The following is a 26,318-nucleotide window of genomic DNA, read 5'->3' as shown; positions in this document are numbered from 1 at the left end:
TTTATAGAATAAGGGGATAAATAGGCTAATAATTATCCCTGTTATTAAAAAAGGGGGAGTTTGAAATGACAATGAATCTATTTCAAAATAAAACGATTAAATTATCAGCTATGAGAGAAGTAGATGCTGTAGTAATGGCTATGTGGCAAGAAGATAGTGAGTATGTAAGGAATGTAGATACAGATGTAGCATTCCCGCAATCGATACAAGAAATTGCAAGTGATGGGCTATTAAAGGGGCGAAGATCGAATAGTGTTTCTTTCATGGTAAGGACAGTTCAAGATGATCGCTTAATTGGTTTTGTTGCAATTCATGGCATAGAGTGGAATAACAGAACGGGTTTATTAGCCATTGGTATAGGAGATGCAAATGATAGAGGGAAGGGATATGGAAGAGAAGCGATCCATCTTATCTTAAAATATGCTTTCTATGAATTGAATTTGCACCGCGTCGGTCTGGATGTTATTTCTTATAATAAAGCTGCTATTGGGTTGTATAAAAAGATGGGTTTTCAGATAGAAGGTTGTATGAGAGAAGCAGTGCAAAGAGATGGGAATTGTTTTGATCGTATGATTATGGGGATATTACGGGGGGAATGGATAGGGCTGCAAAAATAAACGTGATGATAACATATCAATTATTCATACTATGAATAATTGACTAAAAAGGAAAACTAGATAGGTACTAGTTTTCCTTTTTTATTTTTAGTACTAGTTATATGTTCTTCTAAATAGTTTGTATCCTGCGAATAAAAGAGTACAGCCTAAGACAAATGTTAACATAATCCCATTTGAAAGATTAATAGAAGGATTAAAAACTAAAGTCGCTGTTTCGCCAGTTAGAACACTGTGAATATTCACGTAAGTAAATGGGTTGTAAGGAGAAGAGAAACTCTTCATTCCGATAAAAGTTATAATACCTACAAAAGACGTTGTAATACTTAGGCTTTTTATTAAAAGTGATGAAATATAGTAAAAAGAATATAGAAAAAATGTGAGTACAACAGTTAGTAATAATACTTGTCCGAAGTAATTTTTCAAAGTGATAAAGTGAAATTGGTCTTTAATGGGATTTAAACTATTATACTCACTGCCAAATGGATTAAGCTCTGATCCTTCGTATACAAGGACCGGATAATCAAAATTTCCTATTCCTTTCGTGAAATAGCTACATAACAAAGGAATGAGTAGCATTAGTAAAACGAAAACAAGTGTAGAAAGAAAGCCACTAAAATACTTTGTTATAAATAATGATTTTCGTTTAATAGGCAAAGTATAGTAAAAGTGCAAACCACGCTTCTTATTATTCATTTCAGAAGAGATATTGTTTCCAAAAATAAAGCATCCCAATAAAATGAGTACTGGTATATAGTAGTACTGGATTATTTGATATAAAAATAAAGAGCCAGTTGTGCCATAACGCATAGTGCTCTTTTTCCAATCTTCTAAGGCATTACCTGTAAATTGATCGTAAATTGTAAATAGATAGGGGGTATAAATGGTATTTTGAATGAATGGTTCAGCTTTATTTTTTTTCAGTAATACTAATTCTTCCAACGTTGCCCGTGCTGTAAATAAGGAAATATTTTGTTTCTCAATTGCTTGAGGGAACGAGTTAGAGCCTTTTGAGCTCTTAAACATAAATTGTAATTCAGTTATATTTTCTTCATATATTTTTTGCCAATTACCTTGAGAATAGTTCGCAATCCAGTTGTTCTTCTTGGAAAGAGATTGCTGCGATTCTTGAATAGCTAATTTATTTTCAGTAATTTTTTCAATATCGCCATTCTGTTCAGCTTCAATCTTTTGCAATTCTAGTTCTTTTAAAATTTGTTGCGAAATGTTAATGCTATTTTGTGCAAATGATAAATTCCCACGCTGGATATCTTCCGCAACAGAATAATTCAAGAAATATAAGCTACTAACGAAAAGAATAGAGGTTAGTACTGCGATCCATGTTGTTTTTTTCTTAAACGCTTTTTTGAATTCGAATTGGAAGAGTTGTTTCATGTTACATACCCCGCTTTCGATTCATGCATATAGCACATAGTAAGAGCAAAAGTGTACTTCCAATTAGGACCGCTGCACCTAATGGATAATATTCATTATTATTTAAAATGACACGATCTATTTGTTGATAGGAAAGGGGAGATAGAAACGGATTAAAGCCGATTTTTGATAAAATGAAACCACTGCTCAAAATAAAAGTGAGAATTAAATATGTAACAAGAGTATTTCTTATCCAAAATCCAATAAGTACTAATAAGGAAATAGCCACAGTGGAATAACATAGACTGTAAGTGAGAGCTGTTTTTAAGTATGTACCTGAACTAGTAATAGTTTCTGTTTTTGTGAAAAGTGGGTAATTAAAAATATTACCGGTAGATTTTCCGAATATTGTCGGTAGTATATAAGACAGTGAAAATACTAGTAAAATCCATAGGAGACTAACAAGAAGTAAACTGAAAAATTTTATTAAGATATAGTGACTACGAGAAATAGGTAAAGTATAGGCTAACTTAATCGTATGGTCTTCAAATTCTTTCGTAATGACTGTACCTAGTAAGAGTAGCAAAATAAGAAATCCTGGGGCAGTGAGTAGTAGTGAAATTACCTTTTTCATAAACAGAGATGGTTGAATGGAAAGGTCAAGATCTTCTTTTGGCAAACCTTGTTGTAATAAGTTTTCATTCAGTTGAATTGCTTTTTTCATATCTTTTTCGCTGGCTGAGAAACCTCCTTCTACTTGTTCAAAGCGCATAGCTAAGTCATACACTTTCATTTCAGTCTGTAATTCATTTTTCCACTTGTTTTCTTTTACTTCTTGTATAAGTTGATTTAAATGTTTTAATAGCGGAAGCCCAACCTCTAATCGAGATTCAATTTTTGCGTTAGGTCCTTTTTTTAATGTTTCTTGATCCCCTGTAACTTGATTAGAAACTTCTGTTTCGTATTTAGAAAATAATTCGATTTTTTTCATTTGGACTATTTCTTGTTTAAGCGCATTATGAAGAAATAAACCGCAGATGATTAGTATAGTAGCAATGATTAAAGTAAAGAGAATATTAGAGTAGAGCATTTTTTTTAGTTCGAATAGAAATATTTTCATGCCGTATCACCACTTACATTAAATACTTCTTCATATCTTTTTTCAGAACCGATAACTTCTTTTTGAATATCAATAATATTAATGTTATGAGAATAAAATAGATTAATAAGGTCTTGGATGGTGTGGTGTTCTAATTGGATTCGAAGGCTATTCTTAGTTAACACTGCTTGTACGTTTTCTTGTAATAAAACGTGTTGTGCATGTTTTAAATTTGAAAATAAGAAGTGATAATAAATTTTTTCGTACTTTGTCATATCCTCTTCTAGTAATTTACCGTCTTTTAAAAAAAGAATCTTCTTTGTAACACGGTCAATCTCTGACAAATTATGAGAAGAAAGAATGATTGTTGTACCTTCTTCTACTAAGCGTAATAAAATATTCCTCATTAGTATCGCACTAGTTGGATCCAAGCCATTCAGAGGTTCATCAAGGAACATAAGCTTTGGTTTGTTTAAGATTGCCATCGCTAAGAGAAGGTGTTGTTTCATACCTAATGAGTAATCTTTAATTTTCCTCTTCGCATAACTTTCCATTCCTACATATTTTACAACTTCATTCATGCGTTCTTTTGAAAGTTTTTGCACATCACAAATGAATGTAAGATGGTCGTAGCCATTTAAATAGTCATATAGTACAGAATTGTCCTGTAAAAAAGAAACGTCTTTAAACACTGAAACATCTTTGTTAGATTTTCCTATCAATTCAATATTTCCGGATGTAGCGGGCAAAAGGTTGGTAACTACATTTAAAAAAGTAGTTTTACCAACACCGTTAGGACCTACTAAAGCCCAAATTCCTGGGGAGTTGATTGTGAGGTTAATGCCATCTAATATTTTTTTATGTTTGTAACTTTTGGATAAATTATTGATAGATAAAATAGTCAATCATAATCCCTCCTTTTTAGTTAACTGGTATAAAATGTAATTAATTTTAATTATAACTGAAAATTCAGACTTATACATAGGTATAGTTATAAATTTAAGCTTTTTTCTAAATCTCATTCTTAAATCTATTATATGAATAATTTAGAAATGAGGCCTGTGAAGAAAGGAAAAAGAGCACTTGTTGGAGAATTTTTACAATGTGTTGATTAGAGAAAAAGGAGCTATGCAAAATGAATTTAGAAAAAGCAAAACCAGTAAATGAAGAAGTCGCTGAATTAAAGGAACTAATTAAAGAATTGCACGGAAGTGTACATCAACTGCAAAGTGAAGTGCAGCAACTAAGGCACGAAAGACCGGTTGTTGAAGTGCGAAAAGGCGTTCAATTATCACCAGCAATCGTCGGACAAATTGGTGGTATGATATTAGGTGGATTAGCAATTATCGGTATATTTTGGTGATGAAAAAAGGTTTGCAGCATAGTGCTGCAAACCTTTTGTATTTGACGATATAATTTCACACACTACAACTTTTACATTAAATAACGTAAATATATATACGCGTGTGATAATAGTAATGCAATAATAGTTAACGGTAAACCAATTTTTAAGAAGTCCATATACGAGAAAGAATGTCCTTCACGTTTTGCAATACCAGCAACGACTACGTTTGCAGATGCTCCGATTAATGTTCCGTTTCCTCCTAAGCAAGCTCCAAGTGATAACGCCCACCATAGTACTTCGATTTGCGGAGAGTCGACAGATAGTCCGAGTCCTGTAGCTAAATCTTGAATAAGCGGAATCATCGTTGCGACAAATGGGATGTTGTCAATTGTCGCAGACGCGATGCCTGATACCCATAAAATAAGTATAGCGGCAAAACCTATATCACCATTCGTTACGTCTAGTACTTCTTTTGCGAGTGAAGAAATAAGTCCGATATCAATTAACCCGCCAACGAGAACGAATAGTCCGGCGAAGAAGAAAATGGTGACCCATTCAACGTGGGCAAATACATCTTCAATATCATGTTCTTTTACTCCGATTAGCATAAGAAGTGTAGCGCCTGTCATCGCGATAACCGCAGCGTCTACATGAATAACAGAATGAAGGATAAAGCCTAAAATAGTTAGTCCCAAAATCGTGATCGATTTTAAAAGGAGACTTTGATCTTTAATATAATCTTTTTCATTTAATGCCATTAATTTTTCAATTTGCTCAGGCGTTGTTTTTAGTTTGTTACGATACATGAAATAAATAATGCCAAGTGTAACGATAGAAATAATAATTACGATTGGAGCTAAGTTTAGTAAAAAGGCATTAAAATCTAAATGCTTGTTTGCTGATCCAATCATAATGTTCGGTGGGTCACCGATTAATGTTGCTGTTCCGCCTATATTTGAAAATAGTACTTCTGAAATCAAATAAGGGATAGGATTTACTTTTAAAATACGTGTAATGGACAGTGTAACAGGAACGATTAATAAAACGGTCGTTACGTTGTCCAAAAATGCAGAACCGACAGCGGTTAAAAGGGATAGTAATAATAAAATGCGGATTGGTTTTCCGCCTGCTGCTTTTGCTGCTTTAATGGCTACAAATTCAAATACGCCCGATTGACTCGTAATATGTACGAGAATCATCATTCCGATTAAAAGAGTAATCGTTTCCCATTGAATATGTGATGTGAAAGCGGTATGTAAATCTACAACTCCAAAAATAATCATAATAGCAGCGCCGAATAGTGCGATTACAGCACGATTCAATTTCTCAGAAATAATAAATCCGTACGTGATTAAAAATACGGCAATTGCAAAATAATATTGCCAATTTGCTACTTCATGTGCTGATTGTTCCAATCATGTCACCTTCTTTAAAGTATGTATTCAATTGTCGAAATGTATCTCGCTGCATAAATACGGGATAAAATATATTGTAGCAAATTCAAAAAAGAAAGAAAACTATTTAACAAAGTGAAGGAAAAAATATATTTTTTACATATCATATAAAAAATATAAAAAACACAGTGCAAATTATTAGGAAAAGTGAGCGTTGTCCTCTAATATAGAGATAGCAATTTACATTATTTTTGCGTAAAATGGTTTAAAGAGGTGAATTCCGATGGAAATAGTAAAAGATAGTTCTCTTATTCAAAATGAAATTGAACGTTTTGTAAATAAAGATGTATATATTCATTTAGAAACAACGAACGGAGCGTATGCGTCACACTTTAACGAAAAGATGATGACAGTTGGAGCATTCATTCGAAATGCAATTATTCGCTTTGAGCGCGGGAAGATTACTGGAACGAATCCATACCGAGTTGGTTTAAAAATGGATCATGGCTGGGTATATGCTGAAGGTATTACGCACTGGGAAGTAGACGATAAAGAGCGTTTAATACTTGCAGGGCATGATAATCAAGGCCGATTAGCAGTTGCACTTGAGTTAAGCTTAACGCCATTTAAGTAAGAAGGAGGGAAACTTATGGAGAGACATGTACTTGTTGTATTTCCGCATCCAGATGATGAAGCATTTGCGGCGGGAGGAACAATTCGCTTATTAACAGATCAAGGAGTACCTGTAACATATGCGTGTGGTACTTTAGGACAAATGGGACGTAACATGGGGAAAAACGTATTCGCTAACCGTGAAACGATTCCAAATATCCGTGAAAAAGAATTGAAAGATGCATGTGAAGCGATGGGGATTCAAGATTTAAGAATGCTTGGTTTCCATGATAAAACGTTAGAATTTGAAGATGTTGATTTCGTTGCAGATAAAATTGAAGCGATCATTCAAGAAGTAAACCCATCTCGAATTATTACATTTTATCCAGAGCACGGCGTACATCCAGATCATGATGCATTTGGCCGCGCTGTCGTTCGCGCTGTATCACGTATGCAAAAAGAAGAACGTCCAGTCATTCATGCAGTTGCGATTACGAAAAATCGTGAAGCAGTACTCGGTGAACCGGATGTTGTAAATAATATTAGTGAAGTATTTGAACATAAATTAGCAGCACTAGGTGCGCACCGTTCACAAACAGAAGCAATGCTTGAAGAAACACATGCAAAAATCAAAAACAAAGATGCAGCAACATTAAAATGGCTGCAACTTGAACAATTTTGGACTTATAAATGGGAGTAGGCTAGAAGGGAACCTTCTAGTAGCTCTTACATAGAAAAAGCACCGTCATTTGTGACGGTGCTTTTTTAGTGAATAATTTTTATTCTTCTCTATTTGCGAACAGCCTTCACTTTATCTTGTACTCCATTCTTTTACGAATTCATTATGATATGCTTCGCTCCAATGGTATGGTTGCAACTCTTTTAACGGTTTGAAAATGATATCTTGTTTAGAATTTGTAATGGCGCATAGTACTTCTGGTCCCCAATAAAATAAACGTTCTTGGCATACACCACAAGGTGATAGCACTTTTAAGTCAGAATGTTCATTTTCCCTTGCAAGACAAATCGAATGTGTAACTTTCTTATGAAATTTATGTGCTTCTAAAATAGCACCTGTTTCCATACAAAGTTCTGTTGAAGCGTTTATTACGTCAGGGGCCACACTTGTATAAATGGATCCATCTTCTACACGGATTGCTGCAGCTCCGCCCCAATTATGCGGATACCTTTGGTCAATTAAACTTTTCACTTCATCATATAATTGTTGTTCAATGCTCAATTGTATGTCCTCATTTCTGCTTAATTTTCGATTCAATGACTGTTATTTTTTAGTAATACCGTTAAAAAAGAATAGACACTCAATTTCAAACTATAAATGCAAGAATTACTTTTCATCTGCATACTTTTCCTCTAAGGCAATTAATAGAGGAATTGATATAGTTACAAGAATGATTAAAGTGGTTATAAAAGATTTAGAAAGAGAAAAAGAACCTTCGATTAAAGGTGATAAAAACTTGAATGAAAGTATACTAGTTATTAAGGAAACTACTAAAAAGCTAAAAAGAGACACATTTTTATTTTTGATAGATGTTTCTATAAAATCTTTAAGACAGCTTATGACGACAAATATAGTTAATATAATAAGAGAAATAAAATAATGTGTTACATTTGTCATACTAATAGTAGGATCGTCTATTATGTAAGCAAGTAACTTAGATACTAACATACCTCCAAATAATAAAATAATAAAAGCAAGTAATCCTTCCGATGTATAAGTGCTGAAATTATCTTTCTTGTTAAAGAGTTTATAATTCAGAGTAGATTGGCTTATTTGAATTAGGAATAGGGTAATAATCCACACATAATATACAATTGGTAATTCTCCTGAGAATAGCGCAATCAGGAAATTTAGTACTGTCTTTAAAATTTCAATCATTACGAAAGGCCTCCTGTTTGTAAGCTTTGTGAAATTAGAAATATGCTAGTCTATCGTTTAATAATTAGAACTATCAATTCAAACTATTCCTAATTATTCCATAAAAAGGTGGTAGCATCAAGTTATCTTTTTAACAAATACTCTAAGGCCTAGCACTAGAAAAAGAAACGCAATATGTAATATAATTGAAAAAGTATATTTAAAAAATCAATGTTAATATTACCCTCCTATAAGTATTAACATACGTAATTGAGGTGTTTTCTTTGTTGTTTTATGATCGAATTTCTATAATGGCCCCTCCTGTTCCGTAGCTTAGGAAAGTCTTTTTATTTCTGAGATTTTCAAAGTTATAGGAGGGTATGAAAAATGAAAAAAGTCTCAGTACCATCACTTTTGTTAATGATTATTCTTGTGGCATTTCCGCAAATTAGTGAAACGATTTACACACCGTCTTTACCTGACATTTCACAGGCGCTACATGTAAGTAATAATGAGGTACAGTTAACTCTTAGTGTGTATTTCGCTGGATTTGCTTTAGGTGTATTTTTTATTGGATGGTTATCAGATATAGTTGGTCGTCGCCCGGCAATGTTATTTGGAATTGTCGTATATGGCGTTGGGAGTTTCTTATGCTTTATTGCAAATTCCATTGAAGTTTTATTGTTAAGTCGTTTTATTCAAGCGTTTGGAGCAAGTGCTGGCTCTGTTGTGACACAAACGATTCTTCGTGAAAGTGTAGAAGGGCATAAACGCCATGTTATGTTTGCTCAAATTTCGGCAGTCATTGCTTTTACACCAGCGATAGGACCGTTAATTGGTGGCTTTCTTGATCAAATGTTTGGATTTAAAATCGTATTTTTAAGTTTAGTAGTTATGAGTATCGGGATTTTTCTGTATACGTTTGTTTCTCTTCCGGAAACAAAGACGGACTCAGTAACGAATAAAATAAATGTCTTTTCAGTTTTGAAGAGGTTAATTACAAATCCGAAAGTAGTAACATATGGGTTATTAATTGGAGGAGCGAATGGTGTTTTATTTAGCTATTATGCAGAAGCACCGTTTATCTTTATTGAATACTTTCGGTTATCACCTAGTATGTATGGATTTTTAGGGATTGTTGTTGCTTCTGCTTCTATTATTGGAGCGAAAGTTTCAAAACGATTGCTTGCCACGTATAAACCAGAGAAAATTATATATATTGGTTGTCTTGTAATGACAGGGGGAGCTATCCTTTTATCTGTTATTACGTTTGTTGGATCAAATCCAAACGTAATATATATGATTGGATTTTTAATAGCGATGTTTATATTGCTATTAGGAATTGGAGTAGCGTTACCTAACTGTTTAAGTTTAGCATTAGTAGATTTTCAAGATGTTATTGGTACAGCCGGAGCATTGTTTAGCTTAGGCTACTATGTAATTGTAACGATGACAATTTGGGGAATGAGCCAGCTGCATACGGGCTCGTTACTGGTGATGCCGCTTTATTTTCTAGCTATAGTAGTTATCATGATGGTGTTTACTAAAGTGTTTATTTTAGGGAAAAAAGCTTCAAAAATGATTTAAATATGAAATGGTAAAAGAGTCTCATTAAAAAATGAGACTCTTTTATATTTTATTCCGCAATTTTATGGTAGTAAGATTCCTACCTCAAAATTGGGCTAGAGTAAAGTGGTTAGTAGTTTATTAATATATTAAATTTCTGATGGGTATATGAATGGGACGAGTGGGAATTTACGTTATCAACTATAAAGATTGAAGTAAATGAGATGTGAAACCGAGGAAGGAATACTCTCCTCGGTTATTTATACTGTAATAATATTCATACCGGAACCATATTGAATAGATGTATTTTATTGTTAATTTAGTTAAAAATTAATCAGACTTATGAATAATAATTTATTGAAAAAATAATTGAACTTTTCAGATAAATGAATTAATATAAGGTAAGTAATTTTAAGATTTATAGAATATTGGAAGATGAAAGGTTTTGAGAATTTTATAAGAAGCAAAAAAACGATTTTAGGATAGCTTTAAAGCTAGTGTAAAATGACGTTTGCTTCATCATTTTCAAGGCCGAAAGGAATTAGGGGAAGCATCTTGTATTAAAATGCGGCTATGAATCATCTAAGAGGGGGAAGTGAAGTGGCAAACAAAGAATTGAAAAGAGGCTTAGAAGCACGTCATATTCAAATGATTGCTTTAGGCGGAACGATTGGTGTTGGCTTGTTTATGGGGTCAGCCAGCACGATTAAATGGACAGGTCCGTCAGTAATGCTTGCGTATGCAATTGCAGGTGTTTTTATCTTCTTCATTATGCGTGCGATGGGTGAAATGTTGTATATGGAGCCGAGTACAGGTTCATTTGCGACGTTCGGTCATAAGTATATTCATCCGTTAGCTGGTTATATGACAGCATGGAGTAACTGGTTCCAGTGGGTTATCGTTGGGATGTCAGAAATCATTGCGGTTGGGGCATATATGAAATATTGGTTCCCGGACTTACCAGCTTGGATACCAGGTGTAATCGCGATGGTTATTCTTGGCGCAGCTAACTTAATTTCTGTTAAGTCATTTGGTGAATTTGAATTTTGGTTTGCGATGATTAAAATCGTTACAATTCTATTAATGATTATTGCGGGATTTGGACTTATTTTCTTTGGAATTGGTAACGGTGGAGAAGCGATTGGTATATCTAACCTTTGGTCAAATGGTGGTTTCTTTACAGGTGGTTTTTCAGGATTCTTCTTTGCATTATCACTTGTAGTTGGTGCATACCAGGGGGTAGAATTAATCGGGATTACTGCTGGTGAAGCGAAGGATCCGAAGAAGACACTTACAAGAGCGATTCAAAGTACAATTTGGCGTATTTTAATATTCTATATTGGTGCTATTTTCGTTATTGTAACTGTGTATCCGTGGGATCAATTAAGTACAATTGGTAGCCCGTTCGTAGCGACTTTTGCGAAGGTTGGTATTACGGCAGCTGCGGGACTTATTAACTTCGTTGTTATTACAGCAGCAATGTCGGGTTGTAATAGTGGTATTTATAGTGCGGGCCGTATGCTTTATACGTTAGGTGTAAATGGACAAGCGCCGAAGTATTTCACGAAACTTTCTGGAAATGGTGTACCTTTATTCGGTACAGTTGGTGTAATTATCGGTTTAGCGGTCGGTGTTGTTTTAAGTTATATCGCACCGAAAAACTTATTCGTATATGTATATAGCGCGAGTGTACTTCCTGGTATGGTACCATGGTTCGTCATTTTAATTAGTCAGATTAATTTTAGAAAAGAAAAAGGGGCAGAGATGAAAGATCATCCGTTCAAAATGCCATTTGCTCCTGTTACAAACTATTTAACAATTGCCTTTTTAATTATGGTATTAATCGGAATGTGGTTTAACGATGACACGCGTATTTCACTAGTTGTAGGTATTATTTTCTTAGCTATCGTAACAATTAGCTTCTATGCTTTCGGAATAGGAAAACGACCTCCGTTAGATGTTCAAAATGATCAAGAGATTTCAAGTAAATAAAGATAGTAAAAAGTCCGATTTCTCATTTGGAAATCGGACTTTTTGTTATTAAAACTTTTCTAAAACGATTTTCCCAATGGTACTTCCGCTTTCAAGCAGGGCATGAGCTTTCTTTACGTTTTCAGCGTTAATTGGTGTGAATGTCTCATTTAAAGTAGTTTTTAAAATGCCTTCATCTAGTAGTTCACTTACTTTATTTAATAGTTCGTGTTGTGTAATCATATCACCAGTTTCATACATCGCTTTTGTGAACATAAATTCCCAAACGAGTGTAGCACTTTTACTTTTTAAAATACCCATCTCAAGAGGGTGTTCATTTTCTACGATAGAGCAAATTTTACCTTGTGGCTTAATGAGGTCACATATTGCTTGCCAATGTTGATCTGTGTTGTTTAAGCAGAAAATATAATCTACATCCTTTAGACCAAACTCTACGATTTGATCTTGTAAAGGTTGGTGATGGTTAATAATATAATCGGCACCAAATTTTTCAACCCAGTGTATCGTTCCGGTGCGGGATGCAGTTGTGATTACATTCAGTCCAGCCCATTTTGCAAGTTGAATGGCAATTGAACCTACACCACCAGCTCCGCCGATAATTAAAATGTTTTTAAATGAGTTTGTATCTTTTTTATTATAATCAATGCCTAAGCGCTCGAATAAACCTTCCCAAGCTGTGATAGCTGTTAAAGGAATTGCTGCAGATTCAGCATCACTTAACGTTTTTGGTTTCTTGCCGACGATTCTTTCGTCAACTAGGTGGTATTCACTATATGTACCTTGTCTCGTAATGCTTCCAGCGTAAAACACTTCGTCGCCTTCTTTAAATAACGTACAACCTTCGCCAGTTTGCACGACAACACCACTAGCATCCCAGCCAAGTATTTTCGCTACATCTTCTTTTTTATCTTTCGGAGATCGGACTTTTGTATCAACTGGATTAACGGAAATAGCGTTAATTTTAACAAGTAAATCTCTTCCTGTAGCAACAGGTCTTTCAACTTCAATATCAATTAAACTGTTTTCTTCTTCAATAGGTAAGTATTCATGTAAACCAATTGCTTTCATTTCTATTCCCTCCATTAAAGTAAGAGTCATTCTCCTTTATTATAGTAGGTAAAGTGTCATTATGTAAAAAAGTTGCGTTCTTTCCATTTTGTAAAAGACTTGTTTCAGCTTTATTTTGAACTTTGCAACTGGAGAGGACCACCCACCGTTTTGATTTTATAAGCGTCGGATGAAAGGTATACTTATTTTTCCAGTGTACCTTGCATTGAACAATACTAACTGTTATATTATACTTGTAGTTACTTATTATAAAACAGTACTGAACAATAAACAGTAGTGGATTTCAATTAGAATAGGGTGAATGAATATTGAATGTACAATTTAAAAAAGGAGTTTTAGAACTTTGTGTTCTTGTCTTACTTGATAAGCAAGACCGTTATGGATATGAATTAGTTCGAAGTATATCCAATCAAATTGAAATATCAGAAGGATCTGTTTATCCGCTACTTCGTAGATTAACTAAAGAAGAGTATTTTACAACTTATTTACAGGAGTCTTCAGAAGGGCCTTCAAGGAAGTATTATACACTGACGGATAAAGGTAGAACGTATTTGCACCAACTTTTGGAGGAATGGAATGAGTTCTCACAAGGTGTCAATCAATTAATTAAAGAAGGTGTACGTAATGACGAAAGATAAATTTTTACAACAATTAAATGTATCTCTAAAAAGGTTATCTGATAAAGAGCGTGAAGACATTTTAAAAGATTATGAAGAACATTTTACTTTCGGATTAGAGGAAGGGAAAAGCGAAGAAGAAATTGCAGCCTCATTAGGTTTTCCATCTCAAATCGCCAAAGAATTATTAGCAGATTATCATATTGAGAAAGTAACAACAAGTGCGACAACAGGAAATGTTTTCCGGGCAATTTGGGCAGTAATTGGATTAGGTTTTTTCAATTTGTTAATCGTGCTTGGACCTGCAATTACATTAGCGGCATTGATTTTTTCAGGATGGGTTCTAGGTATTTCATTTTTAGGCACACCATTACTTGTTTTAGTTGATACTATTATACATCCAAATACATTCTTGTTATTTAATCTTTTCGTTTCTTTAGCACTTTGTGGACTTGGATATTTCATTGTTATTGCTATGTTATTTTTAACGAAGCTAGCAAAGAATGGATTTGTTCGTTATTTAAAGTTCAATATAGCATTAGTAAAAGGTGGTTTGAAGCATGATAAATAAAAAGAGTCTTTCAATCATTGCAGGTATTATTTTTATTATTGGCATTATCGGAAGTTTATTCACATATCGTTCAATTGCTGCAGTACCAATTTCAGAAGAAAAGGTCATTAACAATAATAATGTGTCAAGCGTCATTATCGATACGAATAACGTTCGTGTTAACATCAATCCTACGACAGATAGTAACATGAAAGTGAAATTAGATGGCGAAGTTAATCCTAACGTAAAAAGAACATTAGCAACGGATGAGAAAGATTCAACGCTTCTTATTTCTTACAAAGAAAAGCAACAGAGCTGGTTCAACTTTAATATTTCTGAAGTATTGGCGCCATTAACATTAAATGTGTATCTACCCGAAAAACAATATGATTCATTAAAAGTTTCCAATAATAATGGCTACGTTTCTGCTAAAAAAATAAACGCAACACATTTTAATATCAATACAAGCAATGGACGTGTTGAATTAAGAGAAATCAATTCGCCAAAAATTATCGCAGAAGCAAACAATGGAATTATAGATTTCCAGGATATATTGGCACAAAATATTCATGTGAAATCGAACAACGGACGAATAATGCTAGACCATGTTGAAGGTGAAATAGAGGGGCAAACTAAAAATGGAAGTCTTACTCTGAAAACGAATGAACTGGATCGAAATCTCAATTTTACGACTCACAATGGAAAAATTAATATTGAAACCGAAAAAGAACCAACCAATGTTCAATTTAATGTTTCTGTCGATAACGGCAGCGCGAATATCCTGAATAAATATAACGGGAATACGGTTATTGGAAAGGGAGAAAATATAATTAAATTAAACACACATAACGGAAATATTACAGTGAAAAACCAATAGCATATTACCTTTTATAATCGCAGCTCGTCGCACATAAAGAGCAATAATAAATATAAAAGAACCGACTACTTTTTTCAACATATAGGTAGTCGGTTCTTTTATATGTAACATTCGTTTAAGTGTGTATCCTTTTCGTATTATAAAATACAAACAGTTGATTTATTACCCTGGATTCTTAGAAAAATAACGAATAGTAATTAATAGTGTAAGGAGAATTTGTGAATGACTCAAAAATAATAGCTGAAATAATGAAAAGTGAGGAGGAGTTTATTTCTAGCGAGAGGAATTCTTTACTGTATTGTTTTATTCAAAACTAAATGTAAAGGTGGATACATAATGACGGTAAAGAAGCTTTATTTCATCCCAGCAGGTCGTTGTATGTTAGATCATTCTTCTGTTAATAGTACGCTCACACCGGGGAATTTATTAAACTTACCAGTATGGTGTTATTTATTGGAGACAGAAGAAGGGCCAATTTTAGTAGATACAGGTATGCCAGAAAGTGCGGTTAATAATGAAAATTTATTTGACGGTACATTTGTTGAAGGGCAGATTTTACCGAAAATGACTGAAGAAGATAGAATCGTGAATATTTTAAAACGCGTTGGTTATGAGCCGGAAGACCTTCTTTATATTATTAGCTCTCACTTGCATTTTGATCATGCAGGTGGAAATGGTGCTTTTACAAATACACCGATTATTGTACAGCGTGATGAATATGAGACGGCACAACATAGTGAAGAATATATGAAAGAATGTATATTGCCGAATTTAAACTACAAGATTATTGAAGGCGATTATGAAGTCGTACCAGGAGTTCAATTATTGCATACACCGGGCCATACTCCAGGGCACCAGTCGCTATTAATTAAGACAGAAAAATCCGGCTCTGTATTATTAACAATTGATGCATCGTATACGAAAGAAAATTTTGAAGATGAAGTGCCATTTGCCGGATTCAATCCAGAATTAGCTTTATCTTCAATTAAACGTTTGAAAGAAGTTGTGATGAAAGAGAAGTCGATTGTTTTCTTTGGGCATGATATAGAACAGGAAAAGGGATGTAAAGTGTTCCCGGAATATATATAGTGCAAAAAGTCATGAGCTCACTTGCTCATGACTTTTTTATTTAAATAATTTTTTTAAATAAGTTATAAACTCTTTTTGAACTGTCTTCATTTAATTGATAGTACGTAAGGTTTACATCATCAGGAGCATCTTGCTGAGCAATCATCACTTCACTACTGTGATGGTCAACTATCCATATGAAATATTTTTTATAAGTTCCATCCTCGAAAGTAATCCACATATCACAATCTATTAAATCTGATCCTTCTTCATCTAATGTTAATTTTCCTTTTTTAGCGGTATCCATACTGTTAATAAACGTTTGTAATTCATCTGTTTTTGTGAGAAAGATATCTTTTTTTGTTTTAATTGACTCGACATGTATATCTTTTATTTCCTGTTTTCCTAAAAAGACAGGGGGCTCATTTGGATCTCTTTGAGTTGAAATGATAGTAGCCTTCTTTTTGGGCTTATTTGCTGTATAGAAATCTTGAATAGATTTTCCAGAGTTTACAAACCATACGATTCCACAAATAATTAATGCACTACCTAGCAGTAAAATGATTTTCTTAATAGAATATTCTCCTCTCTATTACTTCGTATGAAGAGCTTTTCTATTAATATATGATAGGGAAGCGTAAAGTATTATAGTTGAACTTGGTTATGCTTCACAGTTTTTAACGGGCGATCTACGAGTAAATTGTAAGTGAGCCCAATTAATACGAGAATGCCACCAACAACTTTGCCCATTGAGAGTTCGTGTGACAAAATGAAATCAATGATAGTCCCGGCAAATAATTGCCCGATAAAGATGAGTAACGTTAAATAAAATGCTGATATTTTAGGCGTAATATAGTTCGATAACGAGATGACGATAACGCCTACTAATCCGCCTAAGTAAACAGCGATAGGAATAGATTGTAACGTATGACTAGAGATATACAATGAATCTGAACTGAAAATTAAAAATAGCATAGAGAAAAATAATCCAGTAATATAATTAAAAAACGTGCCTTCCCAATTTCCAATCTTTGCTGCTAAATTCGCATTAATAATTCTAGCAACAACGATAGAAACACCAGCTAAAATAGCGATAGTAATATATAACATTCTCTTGCCCCCATTAATAAATTGTCATGATTATAATTCCAGAAGAAATGAAACATAATCCAATTAGTTTTTTCTTTTCAAATTTAGTAACTTTCATTCCTAATAAGCCGAAATGATCAATAACGATGGAAGCAATGGATTGACCGAGTAAACTTAATGCGATCGTAATAGAGGCACCAAGGACGGAGAAGCTTATATTATTAAAAAGAACAGTGAATACCCCAATCGCTCCAGCGCTATATAAAAAAAGTGGAATACTTTTATCGAAATGAACTTTATTTTTGTTTATGATTAAAACGAAAATAACTGCAATTAAACCGACAAGATGAATGACAACGCTTGCTGTATACTTGCCAATTAATTCAGATAAAATCCCATTCAATGGAAGCATAACGGCGATGAGCACACCAATAAAGACAGAAAGAAAGTTATACAATGTAATATCCCCTTTAATTTTCATATTTGTAATGACTGTATCATGTTGAAATTGTCTATTACTATGACATATGTCATAGTGAAAGAAGAAAATTTTGATTACAATGGGGATGAGTTGTAAAGGCGGGGGAACTATGAAGAAAGTATGTAATTCTATTAAATTAGCAGAGTATATGAAACAAAATAATATTGACGCATTTTTTAGTAATGATATGAAGCCGTATATGGAACTAATATTTTTTAAAAAGAATGAGTTTATTTGTAGAGAAAATGAAGAGATAGATTATTTATATTTTTTTGTTGAAGGAAAAGCGAAAGCATTTAATACATTAAGTAACGGGAAATCTGTATTATTATGTTTTTATGACAGTTTGCAGTTGTTAGGAGATGTGGAGTTAATTCATTCTCAAAAAACTGCTTCAAACGTACAAGTGATGGCAGATTCATATTGTGTTGGTTTACCTTTAGGCAAAGTGAGAAATCAACTATTTCATGATGCGAAATTTTTAAGATGTATTTGCGGATCGTTAGCACATAAATTAAATCGACTTTCAAAAAATAGTACAATTAATTTACTATATCCACTTGAAAATAGACTTGCGAGTTACATGTTAGCAGCAGGGGAACGAGCGGTGCAGCACGGAAATAGAATTGTATTTAGTGGGAATTTAACGGAAACAGCTGAATTGTTAGGAACGAGTTATCGGCATCTATTACGTACATTAAATATTTTTTGTGATAAAGAGATTATAACGAAAAACAATGGTTGCTTTGAAGTAGTAAATGTGGATGTTTTGAGGGAACTGGCGGCAGATGTTTATAAATAGGAGAGGATTATAAATGATTACACCTATATTTAGAATTTTTGATGTTGAAAAAGTAAAGCTATTTTACTTTGATTTTTTAGGATTTAAACTGGATTGGGAACATCGGTATGAGGAACATATGCCATTATATATGCAAATTTCGTTACATAATGATGTGATACATTTATCAGAGCATCATGGGGATGCTTCGCCAGGTGGTGCAATTCGGATCAAAATAGATAATGTAAAGGATTATCATTCTGTATTATCAAGGAAAGAATATGCTTATTCGAATCCTGATATAGAAAAAACACCTTGGGGTACAATCGAATTAACTGTGATTGATCCGTTTTCAAATAGAATTATATTTTATGAGGAAATGGTTTAGAAATAATTTATGAAAATAGGGGGTAACAATGGAGCGGAAAATAGCGATAATTTCAGATATTCATGGGAATAGCCACGCTTTACAAGCCGTATTAAAAGATATTGCACGTCGCAATGGTAATAAATTTAGGTGATAGCTTGTATGGGCCGTTAGATCCTTTAGGGACAATTGAATTATTAATGAATAAAGAGATGATACATATTAAGGGGAATTGTGATCGCATACTTTGGGAACCTATACAAGAGGAATCTACTACACTAACTTTTGTTTGAAATCAATTAACGAATCATCATATAGATTGGTTAAAACAACATCCTGCACAATTTATTATAGACGATATGTTATTTTGTCATGGTACACCGACTTCAGATGAGATGTATTTGTTAGAAGAGATGAATGAATATGGTGCGGTATTAAAGAATGAAAAAAATATAATGGATCAACTCCAAAATATTGAGCAAAAAATAATAGTATGCGGTCATACACACATTCCTAGAGTTGTGCATTTAGTAAACGGAAAAATTGTTATAAATCCAGGGAGTGTAGGATTTCCAGCATACAAAGATGAGTTACCTATTATGCATAAAATGGAATCAGGAACTCCGCATGCAAAATATGTAGTGATAGAAGAGGTTTTGGGAGAATGGATAATTGAACAAATTTCAGTTCCTTATAATTGGGAAGAAGCTGCTAAATTGGCTGTTCAACAGGGAAGATATGACTGGGCACAGGCGATAAAGACTGGGAAGATAGAATGAAGGGGAGTTTACTTTATGGTAAACTGCTCTTTTTTATTTTGTGTAGATATTGAATTATATAAAAATAAAATGTTATGATTATGGAAACGTATGAATATATGAGCAATTGTTCATATATAAGGAGGAGGGATTAGAATGAAAGACCTAATTATTATTGGGGCGGGTCAAGCTGGATTAACAATGGGATACTACTTGAAGCAAGAAGGATATAATTTTTTACTACTTGAGGCAGGAAACCGAGTTGGTGATTCATGGAGAAACAGATATGATTCTTTACAGCTCTTTACACCGAGGGAATATAGTAGTTTACCAGGTATGATATTAAAAGGAGAAGGAAATGGATTTCCACATAAAGCTGAAATTGCAATGTATTTAGAAGAATATGCAAGGCATTTTCAATTACCGGTACAATTGCAAACAAAAGTTTTAAAAATAAGGAAAGAGGAAGAAATATTTGAATTACACACTCCTACAGAAGTTTTACAATCGAAAAAGGTTATTATCGCATCAGGTGGTTTTCAGCAACCATACATTCCCTCATTTTCACAACATCTTTCATCACATGTCTATCAAATACATTCATCACAATATAAATCACCATCACAAATCACTAAGGGGAAAGTATTAGTAGTAGGTGGCGGGAATTCAGGAATGCAAATTGCAGTAGAACTTGCAAAAACTCATGAAGTTACAATGGCTATCAGTCATCCGTTAACATTTTTACCGTTACATTTATTTGGAAAAAGTATTTTTAATAGGTTAGAAAAGGTAGGTTTATTGTACGCTGAAATAAATACAAAGAGGGGGAAGTGGTTTCAAAAGAGAAAGGATCCCATTTTTGGATTTGAAGGTAAGGAACTCATTCGTAGTGGAGCAATTAAACTAGAGGGAAAAGTGGTTGGTGCATCAGAAAATAGCATTATGTTTCAAAATGGTGGCACGTATAGTGCAGAAAGCATTATATGGTCAACAGGTTTTATTCAGAACTATAAATGGATTGAAATAGAAAAGGCAGTGAATGAGAATGGATTGCCTAAGCATGTAAAGGGAATAAGTCCAGTAAGAGGATTATATTATATCGGTTTGCCATGGCAATCTCAAAGAGGTTCTGCACTGATTTGTGGTGTAGGAAAAGATGCAGCATATTTACTTTCTGAAATCAAAAAAATAGATCAGTAGCAACAGCAACTACTGATCATCCATATGTACATGAATTAGGAGAGGTCAAACATTTATTAACTTTATTATAATAGATTTTCAAAAGAATAAAAACTGAAAATTCTAATTTTATGTTGAGAAAGTTTTTTGTATCGAAATATATGAAAAGATAGGAATTTTTATTAAAAGAAATAATGATATTTATATTTAATCAAATTATGATATAGTCTAAATGATAAGCATTTCCATAAACGTGATTTCATTAATGTTAATCACATCTCTGTGAAGGAAGGAGAAGTAATTATGAAGTTTGATGATCAACGCCTATTAGGAATACGATTAGGTTCGATGCTCGTGACAGAGGAAAATCAATATTTAGTCATTAAGAAAAAAAATCATTATGCACTATTGAATATACATACTCTAGAATGCACTCATGTTGAAGTGCAGCTAGAACATATTGAAGAATTGTTGCGGGAAGATTTCCAAGAAAGTATAACGGAGATTATCGCACCAGAACATATGAAAATTGTTGCGAAAAATGTAATATAAATAAAGAAGCTGGAAGGAACAGCTTCTTTATTTATATTATAAGGATAATATTTTTAAAATGTCACCAATAATCCCTTCCATTTGATGAACACCTAAATCAGCGTTTGTCATTATAACTGCACCATTACCTCGGTATGGATAGCATACCATCATACATTGAAATCCAACGCCCCATCCAAGGGAATGAATTTGGAGGTCCTCATCCGAATCATCTAGAAAAACACCTAGTCCAGTCCATTTTGAGCAACCTTGTGGAGAAATCATATCTTGTACTGTTTTTTTAGAAAGTGTTAGTTTTCCCTGTCCTTGTAAGGGATGAATGAGTTCAATTACTAAAGTTGATAAGTCAGTTGGTGTTGTCCAAATGCCTGAAGCAGCAGTGAATGGATAAAATGGATACTTCTCATTTGAAACGGTGCCATCTTTATTATGTCCACAAGAGAAAGTATCTAATATACTTATATCTTCAGCAGAGAATACTGTACTATTCTGTAGCTTCAGTGGCTGAAAGATATATTCTTCAAGTAAAAGATTAAATGTTTTTCCAGTAATATTTTCAAGTAGTAGTTCGATAATACAAAAGTTTGCATCAGAGTAGTGAAATTCACTTTCTGGTTTATAAGTTACTTCAATAGGTACGGAGCAATATGATGTTTTACCAGCAAGGAGTTCAGCCATTTTTGGTCGTCCTTGTGCAAGTGTATAATGCTCAAAACTATTAGGAGGATCAATAATTCCAGATTGGTGACTTAATAAATTTCGCAACGTGACCTTTTTCTGTGAGGTAAATAGATTGGCAGGGATGTTCCAAGATGTGAGTCTATTATTTACGTCTTCATCTAAATGCACGATTTCTTGATCTGATAGCGTTAGTACGAGCATTGCAGTGATGAACTTGCTGATAGAACAAGAATTGAATATAGAATCCGTAGTTACCGTTCTAGTTGTTCCAGATTCAAGTGTTCCGAAAGCAATCGCTTCGTCTAGTTTGCCGTCACGTATAACGGCAAGACTTAAACCTGCAACGGAATATTGGCTCATTTTCTCATATATATCGTTACTTTTTAATTTCATAGTGACTCCTTTCTGTGAAAAGACAGAATATTAGTTCTATTATACCGTAGTAAATAGATAGAATGAGAGAAAAAGAAAAAACTTCATCTTTTATCGATGAAGTTTTTTAGTTAATTCGAAGTGAATGCTTTAAAAAATTTATCCCGGTACATGTATATTAACCATGAGGCTGTTAGTAAGGAGATAATGCTTACTTTGTTTTTAATTGGTGCATTGAAAACAAGCCAGCCAACGATATCAAATAATAAATGTAGTGCAATTGAAAGAACTACAAATTGTAGTAATGTCTTCGAAAATCTTTTCATAAAGTGTCCCCCTAAAATAAAAGGTTTTATCAACATTGTTGTATATTACTATTATACATTAAATGTGTCCTGTGGTAAAATTTACATAAGTTAGTGAAATAAAACAAATGAAAGCTAATGAGGAGGAATAGTCATGGAATTTTGGATGATCATACCGATAGCGGTCTTTGGGTTTATTTATATCGTTGAAAAATTAAATAGAATCGAAAAGAAAACGGATGCACGTTTAAAGAGGATGGAAGATGGATTACAGCTAATTTCGAAAGAAATGGGAATTATAGATAGAGAACCTGAAATTAATAAAGAGTTGCGTCAGCTTATGGAAGAAGGAAAAACAGTTGCCGCAGTTAAGAGAGTAAGAGAGGCTTTTGGGTTTTCTATACTAGAAGCAAAGCAATATGTCGATAAATTATAAAAAAGATCATCCATTGGGTGATCTTTTTCATTTCACCATACGTGTATTTACATAGGCAGCAATTATAACGTGGCCAATTATTATGATAGGAAATAAGATTTTGGCATTAGGAGTAGTGAAGACACTGCCAATTGTGGCGATAACACCAGTAGTTAAATTATAAAGACCAACTATTTTTGATAACTTTATTTTATCTGATACACGGCGTTCATTGAATCCTGATAAGAGCCAAGTGTATTGTTTTACTCCGATGAAATAGGCTAGTGTAAATGAAATGATTGCTAGTATGAATAATGATGGATACGCGAAGAGAGTCATTGAAAACACCTCCGTTAAAGGGCTGTAAATAAATTATAGTATGAATGTTATAATTTAACAAAATACATTTTTGATTTTAAACGTATTAGAAAACCAGAGTATCTGTGATGAGGGAGATAAAGTATGAATATAGTGGAATTCCAGAGATACGTATCAAATTTCAGTGAAGAAAAAGGATTTCAAGATACAACAATTGAAGAGCGTACAATGTATGCAATGGCGGAATTAGGTGAATTAGCGGAAGTTATATTAAAGCGCAATAAAATACAAGATGCAAAAAGAGAAATCGGTTTAGAAATGTTTGATGTAATTTGGAATGTATGTGATTTAGCAAACAAGTTAGAAATTGATTTAGAGAAGGCGTTTGAAGAAAAAATGATGATGAATAAAAAACGTGAATGGTAAAAGAAAAGTTAAAAAGCGCACAAAATGTTGTGCGCTTTTTATTTATGTTATGAAAAATATGTAAGAAAAGATGGAACAAACACTGAAGATGAATTGTCTATTATAGGTAATAACTATTTCGTTTGAAAGAAAGGATGGAGAAAATGAAAAATACATTATTAAAATTAGGGGTATGTGTTAGTTTACTAGGAACAACTCAATTTGTTAGTGCAATTTCTTCTGTGAAAGCGGAACAAAAGCTAGAGCAAAACGTAATAAAAAATGAGACAGGAACCATTTCAATTTCTCAGTTAAACAAAAATGTATGGGTTCATACGGAGTTAGGTTATTTTAACGGGGAAGCAGTTCCTTCGAACGGTCTAGTTCTTACTACTTCTAAAGGGTTAGTACTTGTCGATTCTTCTTGGGACGATAAGTTAACGAAGGAATTAATAGAGATGGTAGAAAAGAAATTTAAGAAGCGCGTAACGGATGTCATTATTACACATGCGCACGCTGATCGAATTGGCGGAATAAAAACGTTGAAAGAAAGAGGCATTAAAGCACATAGTACGGCACTGACTGCAGAACTAGCAAAGAAAAATGGATATGAAGAACCACTTGGAGACTTACAAACCATTACGAATTTGAAGTTTGGAAATATGAAAGTAGAAACGTTTTATCCAGGGAAAGGACATACAGAAGATAATATCGTCGTATGGTTACCGCAATACAACATTTTAGCTGGAGGCTGTTTAGTGAAATCTGCGGAAGCTAAAGATTTAGGAAACGTTGCTGATGCTTATGTAAATGAATGGTATACATCAATTGAGAATGTGCTGAAGCAATATGGAAACATAAATGCAGTAGTGCCTGGTCATGGAGAAGTAGGGGATAGAGGATTACTTTTCCATACATTAGATTTATTGAAATAAGAAACTGTGGGAATATAAAAACGAGGAGAAACAATTTTCTCCTCGCTTTCTTCTAACTATATTTAAATGCGAAGCCTGCATACGTTACTGAGATTTTAATTCCAAGTATACAAATACCAGTACCGTCATAATTGCTATAACAACGTAAGTAGCATCAAGCATTATAAGTGTTTTTAAAGTTTCAGTCATCCTCATTCACCCCTGGTACGAAAATATAACATAATCTCTTATCAATCAGATCAGAGATTATAAAGATAACGATGTACATTAAATTTCTTAAGTAGTTTCTATATAAATATATCATATAAATAATGTAAATAATGTTAAGATAGTGTAAATGTATTGTAAAGAAAGAGGGTGCTCATAATGTCTATAAATCTTTTAATTTGTAAATACTATGTATCTCTCGTGTGCGGGGTAGAAAACAGTTATAACATGTGAAAAATAGATTTACTTTGACAAATCAATCACGATGGTAGTTGTTACTACATTTTCCTCTAATACTTCTACCTGTACTTGTTCATCGTTTCTCCAATTGATATGGAAGTTCTCTGTCGTATACATGTCCTTAAGAGTGACCTCTTTATATTTTTCTAAAATGCTCCCTCTTTTCCCATAATAGATTCTTACAGTTGAACTGGGACTTGGTCCTTTTGATTTTATTGTTTCTCTAAACTCGATAATATTTATTAGATTTGGAGATTCACTTTTTTGAAAGGTAAAGGAACTGACCACTTTTTGTACTTTCTTAAAAATAGAACCACTGGATTTATTTGATATGTTAAATTCTACAACTTCAGGTACTGTTTCTTTTCCTCGTAGTGTTATTGTTGCTTCATAATCATTTTTCCAATCTACTGAAACGTTTGAGGGATCGAGACGTTCCCCATCATTTGCAATACTCGTGTCCAAATGTTCCCACAAGCCGTATTTAATTCTGACGGGAGAGGAACTAAGAGAAGAGTCTGAATCTATTTTCACTACTTTAATTGTATTTTTATTATTTGGAGAATGACTTTTTTTAAGTGTAACGTCCTGTACATACAAAAAGTAAGAAAAACAGCCTACTACTAAAATAATTGGAATTAAAATACGTATGGCAGTAACGGGATGGATTCGTGTCGTTTTTTTCTTCGTACTTTTTATATTTTGTTCAAGGTCTTTTTCAATACTCGTTTGAACTTTTACTTTGGGCAGGCGAATAAGCCACCAAATGAAAGCTATAAGTAGTAAGAAAAGAGGTATTCCTTGAATAAAGAGAAATCCTTTCCAAAAATCAAGTCTAGTACTATATGGAGAATCTGTTGCCATCACCCCTATAAAAAGTGCCACTGGACTTGCAAGTATATTTATCCCTAAACCAATCATTATGAATGAAAGATTTTTATTCCTAATTTTTCGTGACCCAGCCATAATAAACAGAAATACTGCAATACCGAGTATAAGAAATAGTATCCCATAATAAAACATCATATATACCATATTATCCCTCCATAATTTTGATTGTACCATCAAAAAAGGAAAATTTTGTGAAATATTAGATGGATATGATATTTGCATTTCTTAAAAGTGCGCCGATATATTATGCAAATAAAGTATCATACGGAAGTATTAATATCAGAAGACAG

At 33.3% G+C, this 26,318-nt stretch carries 31 protein-coding genes and 1 pseudogene; 18 read left to right on the top strand and 14 right to left on the bottom strand.

Features of this window, described 5'->3' with window-relative positions:
- Positions 1-65 precede the first annotated feature (65 nt).
- Positions 66-617: a GNAT family N-acetyltransferase gene (locus KZZ19_RS16735; protein WP_237980752.1), complete on the top strand. Its 552-nt coding sequence runs from the start codon at positions 66-68 to the stop codon at positions 615-617.
- Positions 618-710: 93 nt separating this feature from the next.
- Here the strand turns inward: KZZ19_RS16735 and KZZ19_RS16730 are convergent, their stop codons facing one another.
- Genes KZZ19_RS16730 through KZZ19_RS16720 form a run of 3 tightly spaced genes read right to left on the bottom strand, consistent with a single transcriptional unit; the run spans position 711 to position 3,992 of the window.
- Positions 711-2,009, bottom strand: coding sequence for an ABC transporter permease subunit (locus tag KZZ19_RS16730; protein WP_237980753.1), 1,299 nt, complete (start codon positions 2,007-2,009; stop codon positions 711-713).
- A gap of 1 nt (position 2,010) precedes the next feature.
- On the bottom strand, positions 2,011-3,108 hold the full coding sequence (locus KZZ19_RS16725) for an ABC transporter permease subunit (protein WP_237980754.1): 1,098 nt from the start codon (positions 3,106-3,108) through the stop codon (positions 2,011-2,013).
- Positions 3,105-3,992 (bottom strand): ABC transporter ATP-binding protein, encoded by an 888-nt coding sequence (locus KZZ19_RS16720; protein WP_237980755.1) that lies wholly within the window; start codon positions 3,990-3,992, stop codon positions 3,105-3,107. Before KZZ19_RS16720 ends, KZZ19_RS16725 begins: the two co-directional genes overlap by 4 nt.
- 230 nt (positions 3,993-4,222) lie before the next feature.
- On the opposite strand from KZZ19_RS16720, the gene KZZ19_RS16715 reads away from it, so the two are divergent.
- Positions 4,223-4,450, top strand: a complete 228-nt coding sequence (locus KZZ19_RS16715; RefSeq protein ID WP_001047302.1) for a hypothetical protein — start codon at positions 4,223-4,225, stop codon at positions 4,448-4,450.
- Between the two features lie 71 nt (positions 4,451-4,521).
- Here the strand turns inward: KZZ19_RS16715 and KZZ19_RS16710 are convergent, their stop codons facing one another.
- Positions 4,522-5,847 (bottom strand): ArsB/NhaD family transporter, encoded by a 1,326-nt coding sequence (locus KZZ19_RS16710; RefSeq protein ID WP_237980756.1) that lies wholly within the window; start codon positions 5,845-5,847, stop codon positions 4,522-4,524.
- Between the two features lie 262 nt (positions 5,848-6,109).
- On the opposite strand from KZZ19_RS16710, the gene KZZ19_RS16705 reads away from it, so the two are divergent.
- Together KZZ19_RS16705 and bshB2 are read left to right on the top strand one after the other, a co-directional pair.
- Positions 6,110-6,460: a YojF family protein gene (locus KZZ19_RS16705; protein WP_237980757.1), complete on the top strand. Its 351-nt coding sequence runs from the start codon at positions 6,110-6,112 to the stop codon at positions 6,458-6,460.
- A 15-nt stretch (positions 6,461-6,475) separates the two neighbouring features.
- Positions 6,476-7,138, top strand: coding sequence for a bacillithiol biosynthesis deacetylase BshB2 (bshB2, locus tag KZZ19_RS16700; RefSeq protein WP_098387652.1), 663 nt, complete (start codon positions 6,476-6,478; stop codon positions 7,136-7,138).
- Positions 7,139-7,249: 111 nt separating this feature from the next.
- Here bshB2 and KZZ19_RS16695 read toward each other — a convergent pair whose 3' ends face one another.
- Positions 7,250-7,678 (bottom strand): cytidine deaminase, encoded by a 429-nt coding sequence (locus KZZ19_RS16695; protein WP_237980758.1) that lies wholly within the window; start codon positions 7,676-7,678, stop codon positions 7,250-7,252.
- Positions 7,679-7,783: 105 nt separating this feature from the next.
- Positions 7,784-8,335: a DUF5823 family protein gene (locus KZZ19_RS16690; protein ID WP_237980759.1), complete on the bottom strand. Its 552-nt coding sequence runs from the start codon at positions 8,333-8,335 to the stop codon at positions 7,784-7,786.
- Between the two features lie 366 nt (positions 8,336-8,701).
- Here KZZ19_RS16690 and KZZ19_RS16685 point away from each other — a divergent pair, with 366 nt between their 5' ends.
- Both KZZ19_RS16685 and KZZ19_RS16680 read left to right on the top strand, forming a co-directional pair.
- Complete coding sequence (locus KZZ19_RS16685) at positions 8,702-9,901, top strand: multidrug effflux MFS transporter (protein WP_237980760.1); 1,200 nt, start codon at positions 8,702-8,704, stop codon at positions 9,899-9,901.
- A 579-nt stretch (positions 9,902-10,480) separates the two neighbouring features.
- On the top strand, positions 10,481-11,872 hold the full coding sequence (locus KZZ19_RS16680; RefSeq protein ID WP_237980761.1) for an amino acid permease: 1,392 nt from the start codon (positions 10,481-10,483) through the stop codon (positions 11,870-11,872).
- Between the two features lie 48 nt (positions 11,873-11,920).
- Here the strand turns inward: KZZ19_RS16680 and KZZ19_RS16675 are convergent, their stop codons facing one another.
- Positions 11,921-12,940 (bottom strand): zinc-binding alcohol dehydrogenase family protein, encoded by a 1,020-nt coding sequence (locus KZZ19_RS16675; RefSeq protein ID WP_237980762.1) that lies wholly within the window; start codon positions 12,938-12,940, stop codon positions 11,921-11,923.
- 308 nt (positions 12,941-13,248) lie between these two features.
- On the opposite strand from KZZ19_RS16675, the gene KZZ19_RS16670 reads away from it, so the two are divergent.
- The 4 genes from KZZ19_RS16670 (at position 13,249) to aiiA (ending at position 16,073) form a co-directional block, all read left to right on the top strand.
- Positions 13,249-13,578 (top strand): PadR family transcriptional regulator, encoded by a 330-nt coding sequence (locus KZZ19_RS16670; protein ID WP_237980763.1) that lies wholly within the window; start codon positions 13,249-13,251, stop codon positions 13,576-13,578.
- Positions 13,565-14,128, top strand: coding sequence for an HAAS signaling domain-containing protein (locus KZZ19_RS16665; RefSeq protein WP_237980764.1), 564 nt, complete (start codon positions 13,565-13,567; stop codon positions 14,126-14,128). The genes KZZ19_RS16670 and KZZ19_RS16665 overlap by 14 nt, the downstream gene beginning before the upstream one ends.
- Positions 14,118-14,984: a DUF4097 family beta strand repeat-containing protein gene (locus KZZ19_RS16660; RefSeq protein WP_237980765.1), complete on the top strand. Its 867-nt coding sequence runs from the start codon at positions 14,118-14,120 to the stop codon at positions 14,982-14,984. Before KZZ19_RS16665 ends, KZZ19_RS16660 begins: the two co-directional genes overlap by 11 nt.
- Before the next feature lie 336 nt (positions 14,985-15,320).
- Positions 15,321-16,073, top strand: coding sequence for a quorum-quenching N-acyl homoserine lactonase AiiA (gene aiiA / locus KZZ19_RS16655; RefSeq protein ID WP_237980766.1), 753 nt, complete (start codon positions 15,321-15,323; stop codon positions 16,071-16,073).
- Between the two features lie 40 nt (positions 16,074-16,113).
- Here the strand turns inward: aiiA and KZZ19_RS16650 are convergent, their stop codons facing one another.
- From KZZ19_RS16650 to KZZ19_RS16640, 3 genes are all read right to left on the bottom strand, one after another.
- Positions 16,114-16,608: a hypothetical protein gene (locus tag KZZ19_RS16650; protein WP_237980903.1), complete on the bottom strand. Its 495-nt coding sequence runs from the start codon at positions 16,606-16,608 to the stop codon at positions 16,114-16,116.
- A gap of 89 nt (positions 16,609-16,697) precedes the next feature.
- Entirely contained in the window at positions 16,698-17,162 is a 465-nt protein-coding gene (locus KZZ19_RS16645) for a DMT family transporter (protein WP_237980767.1), read from the bottom strand.
- 13 nt (positions 17,163-17,175) lie between these two features.
- On the bottom strand, positions 17,176-17,622 hold the full coding sequence (locus KZZ19_RS16640; RefSeq protein ID WP_237980768.1) for a DMT family transporter: 447 nt from the start codon (positions 17,620-17,622) through the stop codon (positions 17,176-17,178).
- A 109-nt stretch (positions 17,623-17,731) separates the two neighbouring features.
- Between KZZ19_RS16640 and KZZ19_RS16635 the strand changes: the two genes are divergently transcribed.
- The 5 genes and pseudogenes from KZZ19_RS16635 to KZZ19_RS16615 all read left to right on the top strand — a co-directional run bounded on the left by KZZ19_RS16635 (position 17,732) and on the right by KZZ19_RS16615 (position 21,259).
- Positions 17,732-18,424, top strand: coding sequence for a cyclic nucleotide-binding domain-containing protein (locus KZZ19_RS16635; protein WP_237980769.1), 693 nt, complete (start codon positions 17,732-17,734; stop codon positions 18,422-18,424).
- A 13-nt stretch (positions 18,425-18,437) separates the two neighbouring features.
- Positions 18,438-18,791 (top strand): glyoxalase superfamily protein, encoded by a 354-nt coding sequence (locus tag KZZ19_RS16630; protein ID WP_237980770.1) that lies wholly within the window; start codon positions 18,438-18,440, stop codon positions 18,789-18,791.
- Between the two features lie 28 nt (positions 18,792-18,819).
- Positions 18,820-19,549, top strand: a pseudogene (locus tag KZZ19_RS16625) (metallophosphoesterase family protein).
- Positions 19,550-19,684: 135 nt separating this feature from the next.
- A complete protein-coding gene (locus KZZ19_RS16620; protein WP_237980773.1) occupies positions 19,685-20,728 on the top strand; it encodes a flavin-containing monooxygenase in 1,044 nt (347 codons plus the stop codon).
- A gap of 282 nt (positions 20,729-21,010) precedes the next feature.
- Entirely contained in the window at positions 21,011-21,259 is a 249-nt protein-coding gene (locus KZZ19_RS16615) for a hypothetical protein (protein ID WP_088097155.1), read from the top strand.
- Between the two features lie 36 nt (positions 21,260-21,295).
- On the opposite strand, the gene KZZ19_RS16610 is transcribed toward KZZ19_RS16615, so the two are convergent.
- Positions 21,296-22,333 (bottom strand): serine hydrolase domain-containing protein, encoded by a 1,038-nt coding sequence (locus KZZ19_RS16610; RefSeq protein ID WP_088097154.1) that lies wholly within the window; start codon positions 22,331-22,333, stop codon positions 21,296-21,298.
- Between the two features lie 110 nt (positions 22,334-22,443).
- Positions 22,444-22,638: a hypothetical protein gene (locus tag KZZ19_RS16605; RefSeq protein ID WP_098343098.1), complete on the bottom strand. Its 195-nt coding sequence runs from the start codon at positions 22,636-22,638 to the stop codon at positions 22,444-22,446.
- A 133-nt stretch (positions 22,639-22,771) separates the two neighbouring features.
- On the opposite strand from KZZ19_RS16605, the gene KZZ19_RS16600 reads away from it, so the two are divergent.
- On the top strand, positions 22,772-23,053 hold the full coding sequence (locus KZZ19_RS16600; protein ID WP_237980774.1) for a hypothetical protein: 282 nt from the start codon (positions 22,772-22,774) through the stop codon (positions 23,051-23,053).
- 27 nt (positions 23,054-23,080) lie between these two features.
- Here the strand turns inward: KZZ19_RS16600 and KZZ19_RS16595 are convergent, their stop codons facing one another.
- Positions 23,081-23,371, bottom strand: coding sequence for a DUF3784 domain-containing protein (locus tag KZZ19_RS16595; RefSeq protein ID WP_237980775.1), 291 nt, complete (start codon positions 23,369-23,371; stop codon positions 23,081-23,083).
- A gap of 123 nt (positions 23,372-23,494) precedes the next feature.
- Between KZZ19_RS16595 and KZZ19_RS16590 the strand changes: the two genes are divergently transcribed.
- On the top strand, positions 23,495-23,776 hold the full coding sequence (locus KZZ19_RS16590; protein WP_088097150.1) for a MazG nucleotide pyrophosphohydrolase domain-containing protein: 282 nt from the start codon (positions 23,495-23,497) through the stop codon (positions 23,774-23,776).
- A 143-nt stretch (positions 23,777-23,919) separates the two neighbouring features.
- Positions 23,920-24,690 (top strand): BcII family subclass B1 metallo-beta-lactamase, encoded by a 771-nt coding sequence (gene bla2, locus KZZ19_RS16585; protein ID WP_237980776.1) that lies wholly within the window; start codon positions 23,920-23,922, stop codon positions 24,688-24,690.
- Positions 24,691-25,140: 450 nt separating this feature from the next.
- On the opposite strand, the gene KZZ19_RS16580 is transcribed toward bla2, so the two are convergent.
- The gene (locus KZZ19_RS16580) at positions 25,141-26,172 is read right to left on the bottom strand and encodes a hypothetical protein (protein WP_237980777.1); all 1,032 of its coding nucleotides are present in this window, start codon (positions 26,170-26,172) and stop codon (positions 25,141-25,143) included.
- Positions 26,173-26,318: the final 146 nt, after the last annotated feature.

Origin of the sequence: Bacillus thuringiensis, assembly GCF_022095615.2 — a bacterium.
Lineage (GTDB): Bacteria > Bacillota > Bacilli > Bacillales > Bacillaceae_G > Bacillus_A > Bacillus_A cereus_AG.
The sequence above is the reverse complement of the archived record's forward strand: the minus strand, read 5'-3'. Positions and strand labels throughout refer to the sequence as shown.

What these genes read in the sequence shown, in the direction of transcription:
- KZZ19_RS16665 (WP_237980764.1), top strand. Translation starts at nt 13,565, where the DNA reads ATGACGAAAGATAAATTTTTACAACAATTAAATGTATCTCTAAAAAGG.
- KZZ19_RS16600 (WP_237980774.1), top strand. Translation starts at nt 22,772, where the DNA reads ATGGAATTTTGGATGATCATACCGATAGCGGTCTTTGGGTTTATTTAT.
- KZZ19_RS16675 (WP_237980762.1), bottom strand. Translation starts at nt 12,940, where the DNA reads ATGAAAGCAATTGGTTTACATGAATACTTACCTATTGAAGAAGAAAAC.
- KZZ19_RS16610 (WP_088097154.1), bottom strand. Translation starts at nt 22,333, where the DNA reads ATGAAATTAAAAAGTAACGATATATATGAGAAAATGAGCCAATATTCC.
- KZZ19_RS16645 (WP_237980767.1), bottom strand. Translation starts at nt 17,162, where the DNA reads ATGTTATATATTACTATCGCTATTTTAGCTGGTGTTTCTATCGTTGTT.
- KZZ19_RS16660 (WP_237980765.1), top strand. Translation starts at nt 14,118, where the DNA reads ATGATAAATAAAAAGAGTCTTTCAATCATTGCAGGTATTATTTTTATT.
- bla2 (WP_237980776.1), top strand. Translation starts at nt 23,920, where the DNA reads ATGAAAAATACATTATTAAAATTAGGGGTATGTGTTAGTTTACTAGGA.
- KZZ19_RS16635 (WP_237980769.1), top strand. Translation starts at nt 17,732, where the DNA reads ATGAAGAAAGTATGTAATTCTATTAAATTAGCAGAGTATATGAAACAA.
- KZZ19_RS16580 (WP_237980777.1), bottom strand. Translation starts at nt 26,172, where the DNA reads ATGGTATATATGATGTTTTATTATGGGATACTATTTCTTATACTCGGT.
- KZZ19_RS16640 (WP_237980768.1), bottom strand. Translation starts at nt 17,622, where the DNA reads ATGAAAATTAAAGGGGATATTACATTGTATAACTTTCTTTCTGTCTTT.
- KZZ19_RS16615 (WP_088097155.1), top strand. Translation starts at nt 21,011, where the DNA reads ATGAAGTTTGATGATCAACGCCTATTAGGAATACGATTAGGTTCGATG.
- KZZ19_RS16725 (WP_237980754.1), bottom strand. Translation starts at nt 3,108, where the DNA reads ATGAAAATATTTCTATTCGAACTAAAAAAAATGCTCTACTCTAATATT.
- KZZ19_RS16605 (WP_098343098.1), bottom strand. Translation starts at nt 22,638, where the DNA reads ATGAAAAGATTTTCGAAGACATTACTACAATTTGTAGTTCTTTCAATT.
- KZZ19_RS16630 (WP_237980770.1), top strand. Translation starts at nt 18,438, where the DNA reads ATGATTACACCTATATTTAGAATTTTTGATGTTGAAAAAGTAAAGCTA.
- KZZ19_RS16730 (WP_237980753.1), bottom strand. Translation starts at nt 2,009, where the DNA reads ATGAAACAACTCTTCCAATTCGAATTCAAAAAAGCGTTTAAGAAAAAA.
- bshB2 (WP_098387652.1), top strand. Translation starts at nt 6,476, where the DNA reads ATGGAGAGACATGTACTTGTTGTATTTCCGCATCCAGATGATGAAGCA.
- KZZ19_RS16685 (WP_237980760.1), top strand. Translation starts at nt 8,702, where the DNA reads ATGAAAAAAGTCTCAGTACCATCACTTTTGTTAATGATTATTCTTGTG.
- KZZ19_RS16715 (WP_001047302.1), top strand. Translation starts at nt 4,223, where the DNA reads ATGAATTTAGAAAAAGCAAAACCAGTAAATGAAGAAGTCGCTGAATTA.
- KZZ19_RS16735 (WP_237980752.1), top strand. Translation starts at nt 66, where the DNA reads ATGACAATGAATCTATTTCAAAATAAAACGATTAAATTATCAGCTATG.
- KZZ19_RS16705 (WP_237980757.1), top strand. Translation starts at nt 6,110, where the DNA reads ATGGAAATAGTAAAAGATAGTTCTCTTATTCAAAATGAAATTGAACGT.
- KZZ19_RS16690 (WP_237980759.1), bottom strand. Translation starts at nt 8,335, where the DNA reads ATGATTGAAATTTTAAAGACAGTACTAAATTTCCTGATTGCGCTATTC.
- KZZ19_RS16620 (WP_237980773.1), top strand. Translation starts at nt 19,685, where the DNA reads ATGAAAGACCTAATTATTATTGGGGCGGGTCAAGCTGGATTAACAATG.
- aiiA (WP_237980766.1), top strand. Translation starts at nt 15,321, where the DNA reads ATGACGGTAAAGAAGCTTTATTTCATCCCAGCAGGTCGTTGTATGTTA.
- KZZ19_RS16590 (WP_088097150.1), top strand. Translation starts at nt 23,495, where the DNA reads ATGAATATAGTGGAATTCCAGAGATACGTATCAAATTTCAGTGAAGAA.
- KZZ19_RS16595 (WP_237980775.1), bottom strand. Translation starts at nt 23,371, where the DNA reads ATGACTCTCTTCGCGTATCCATCATTATTCATACTAGCAATCATTTCA.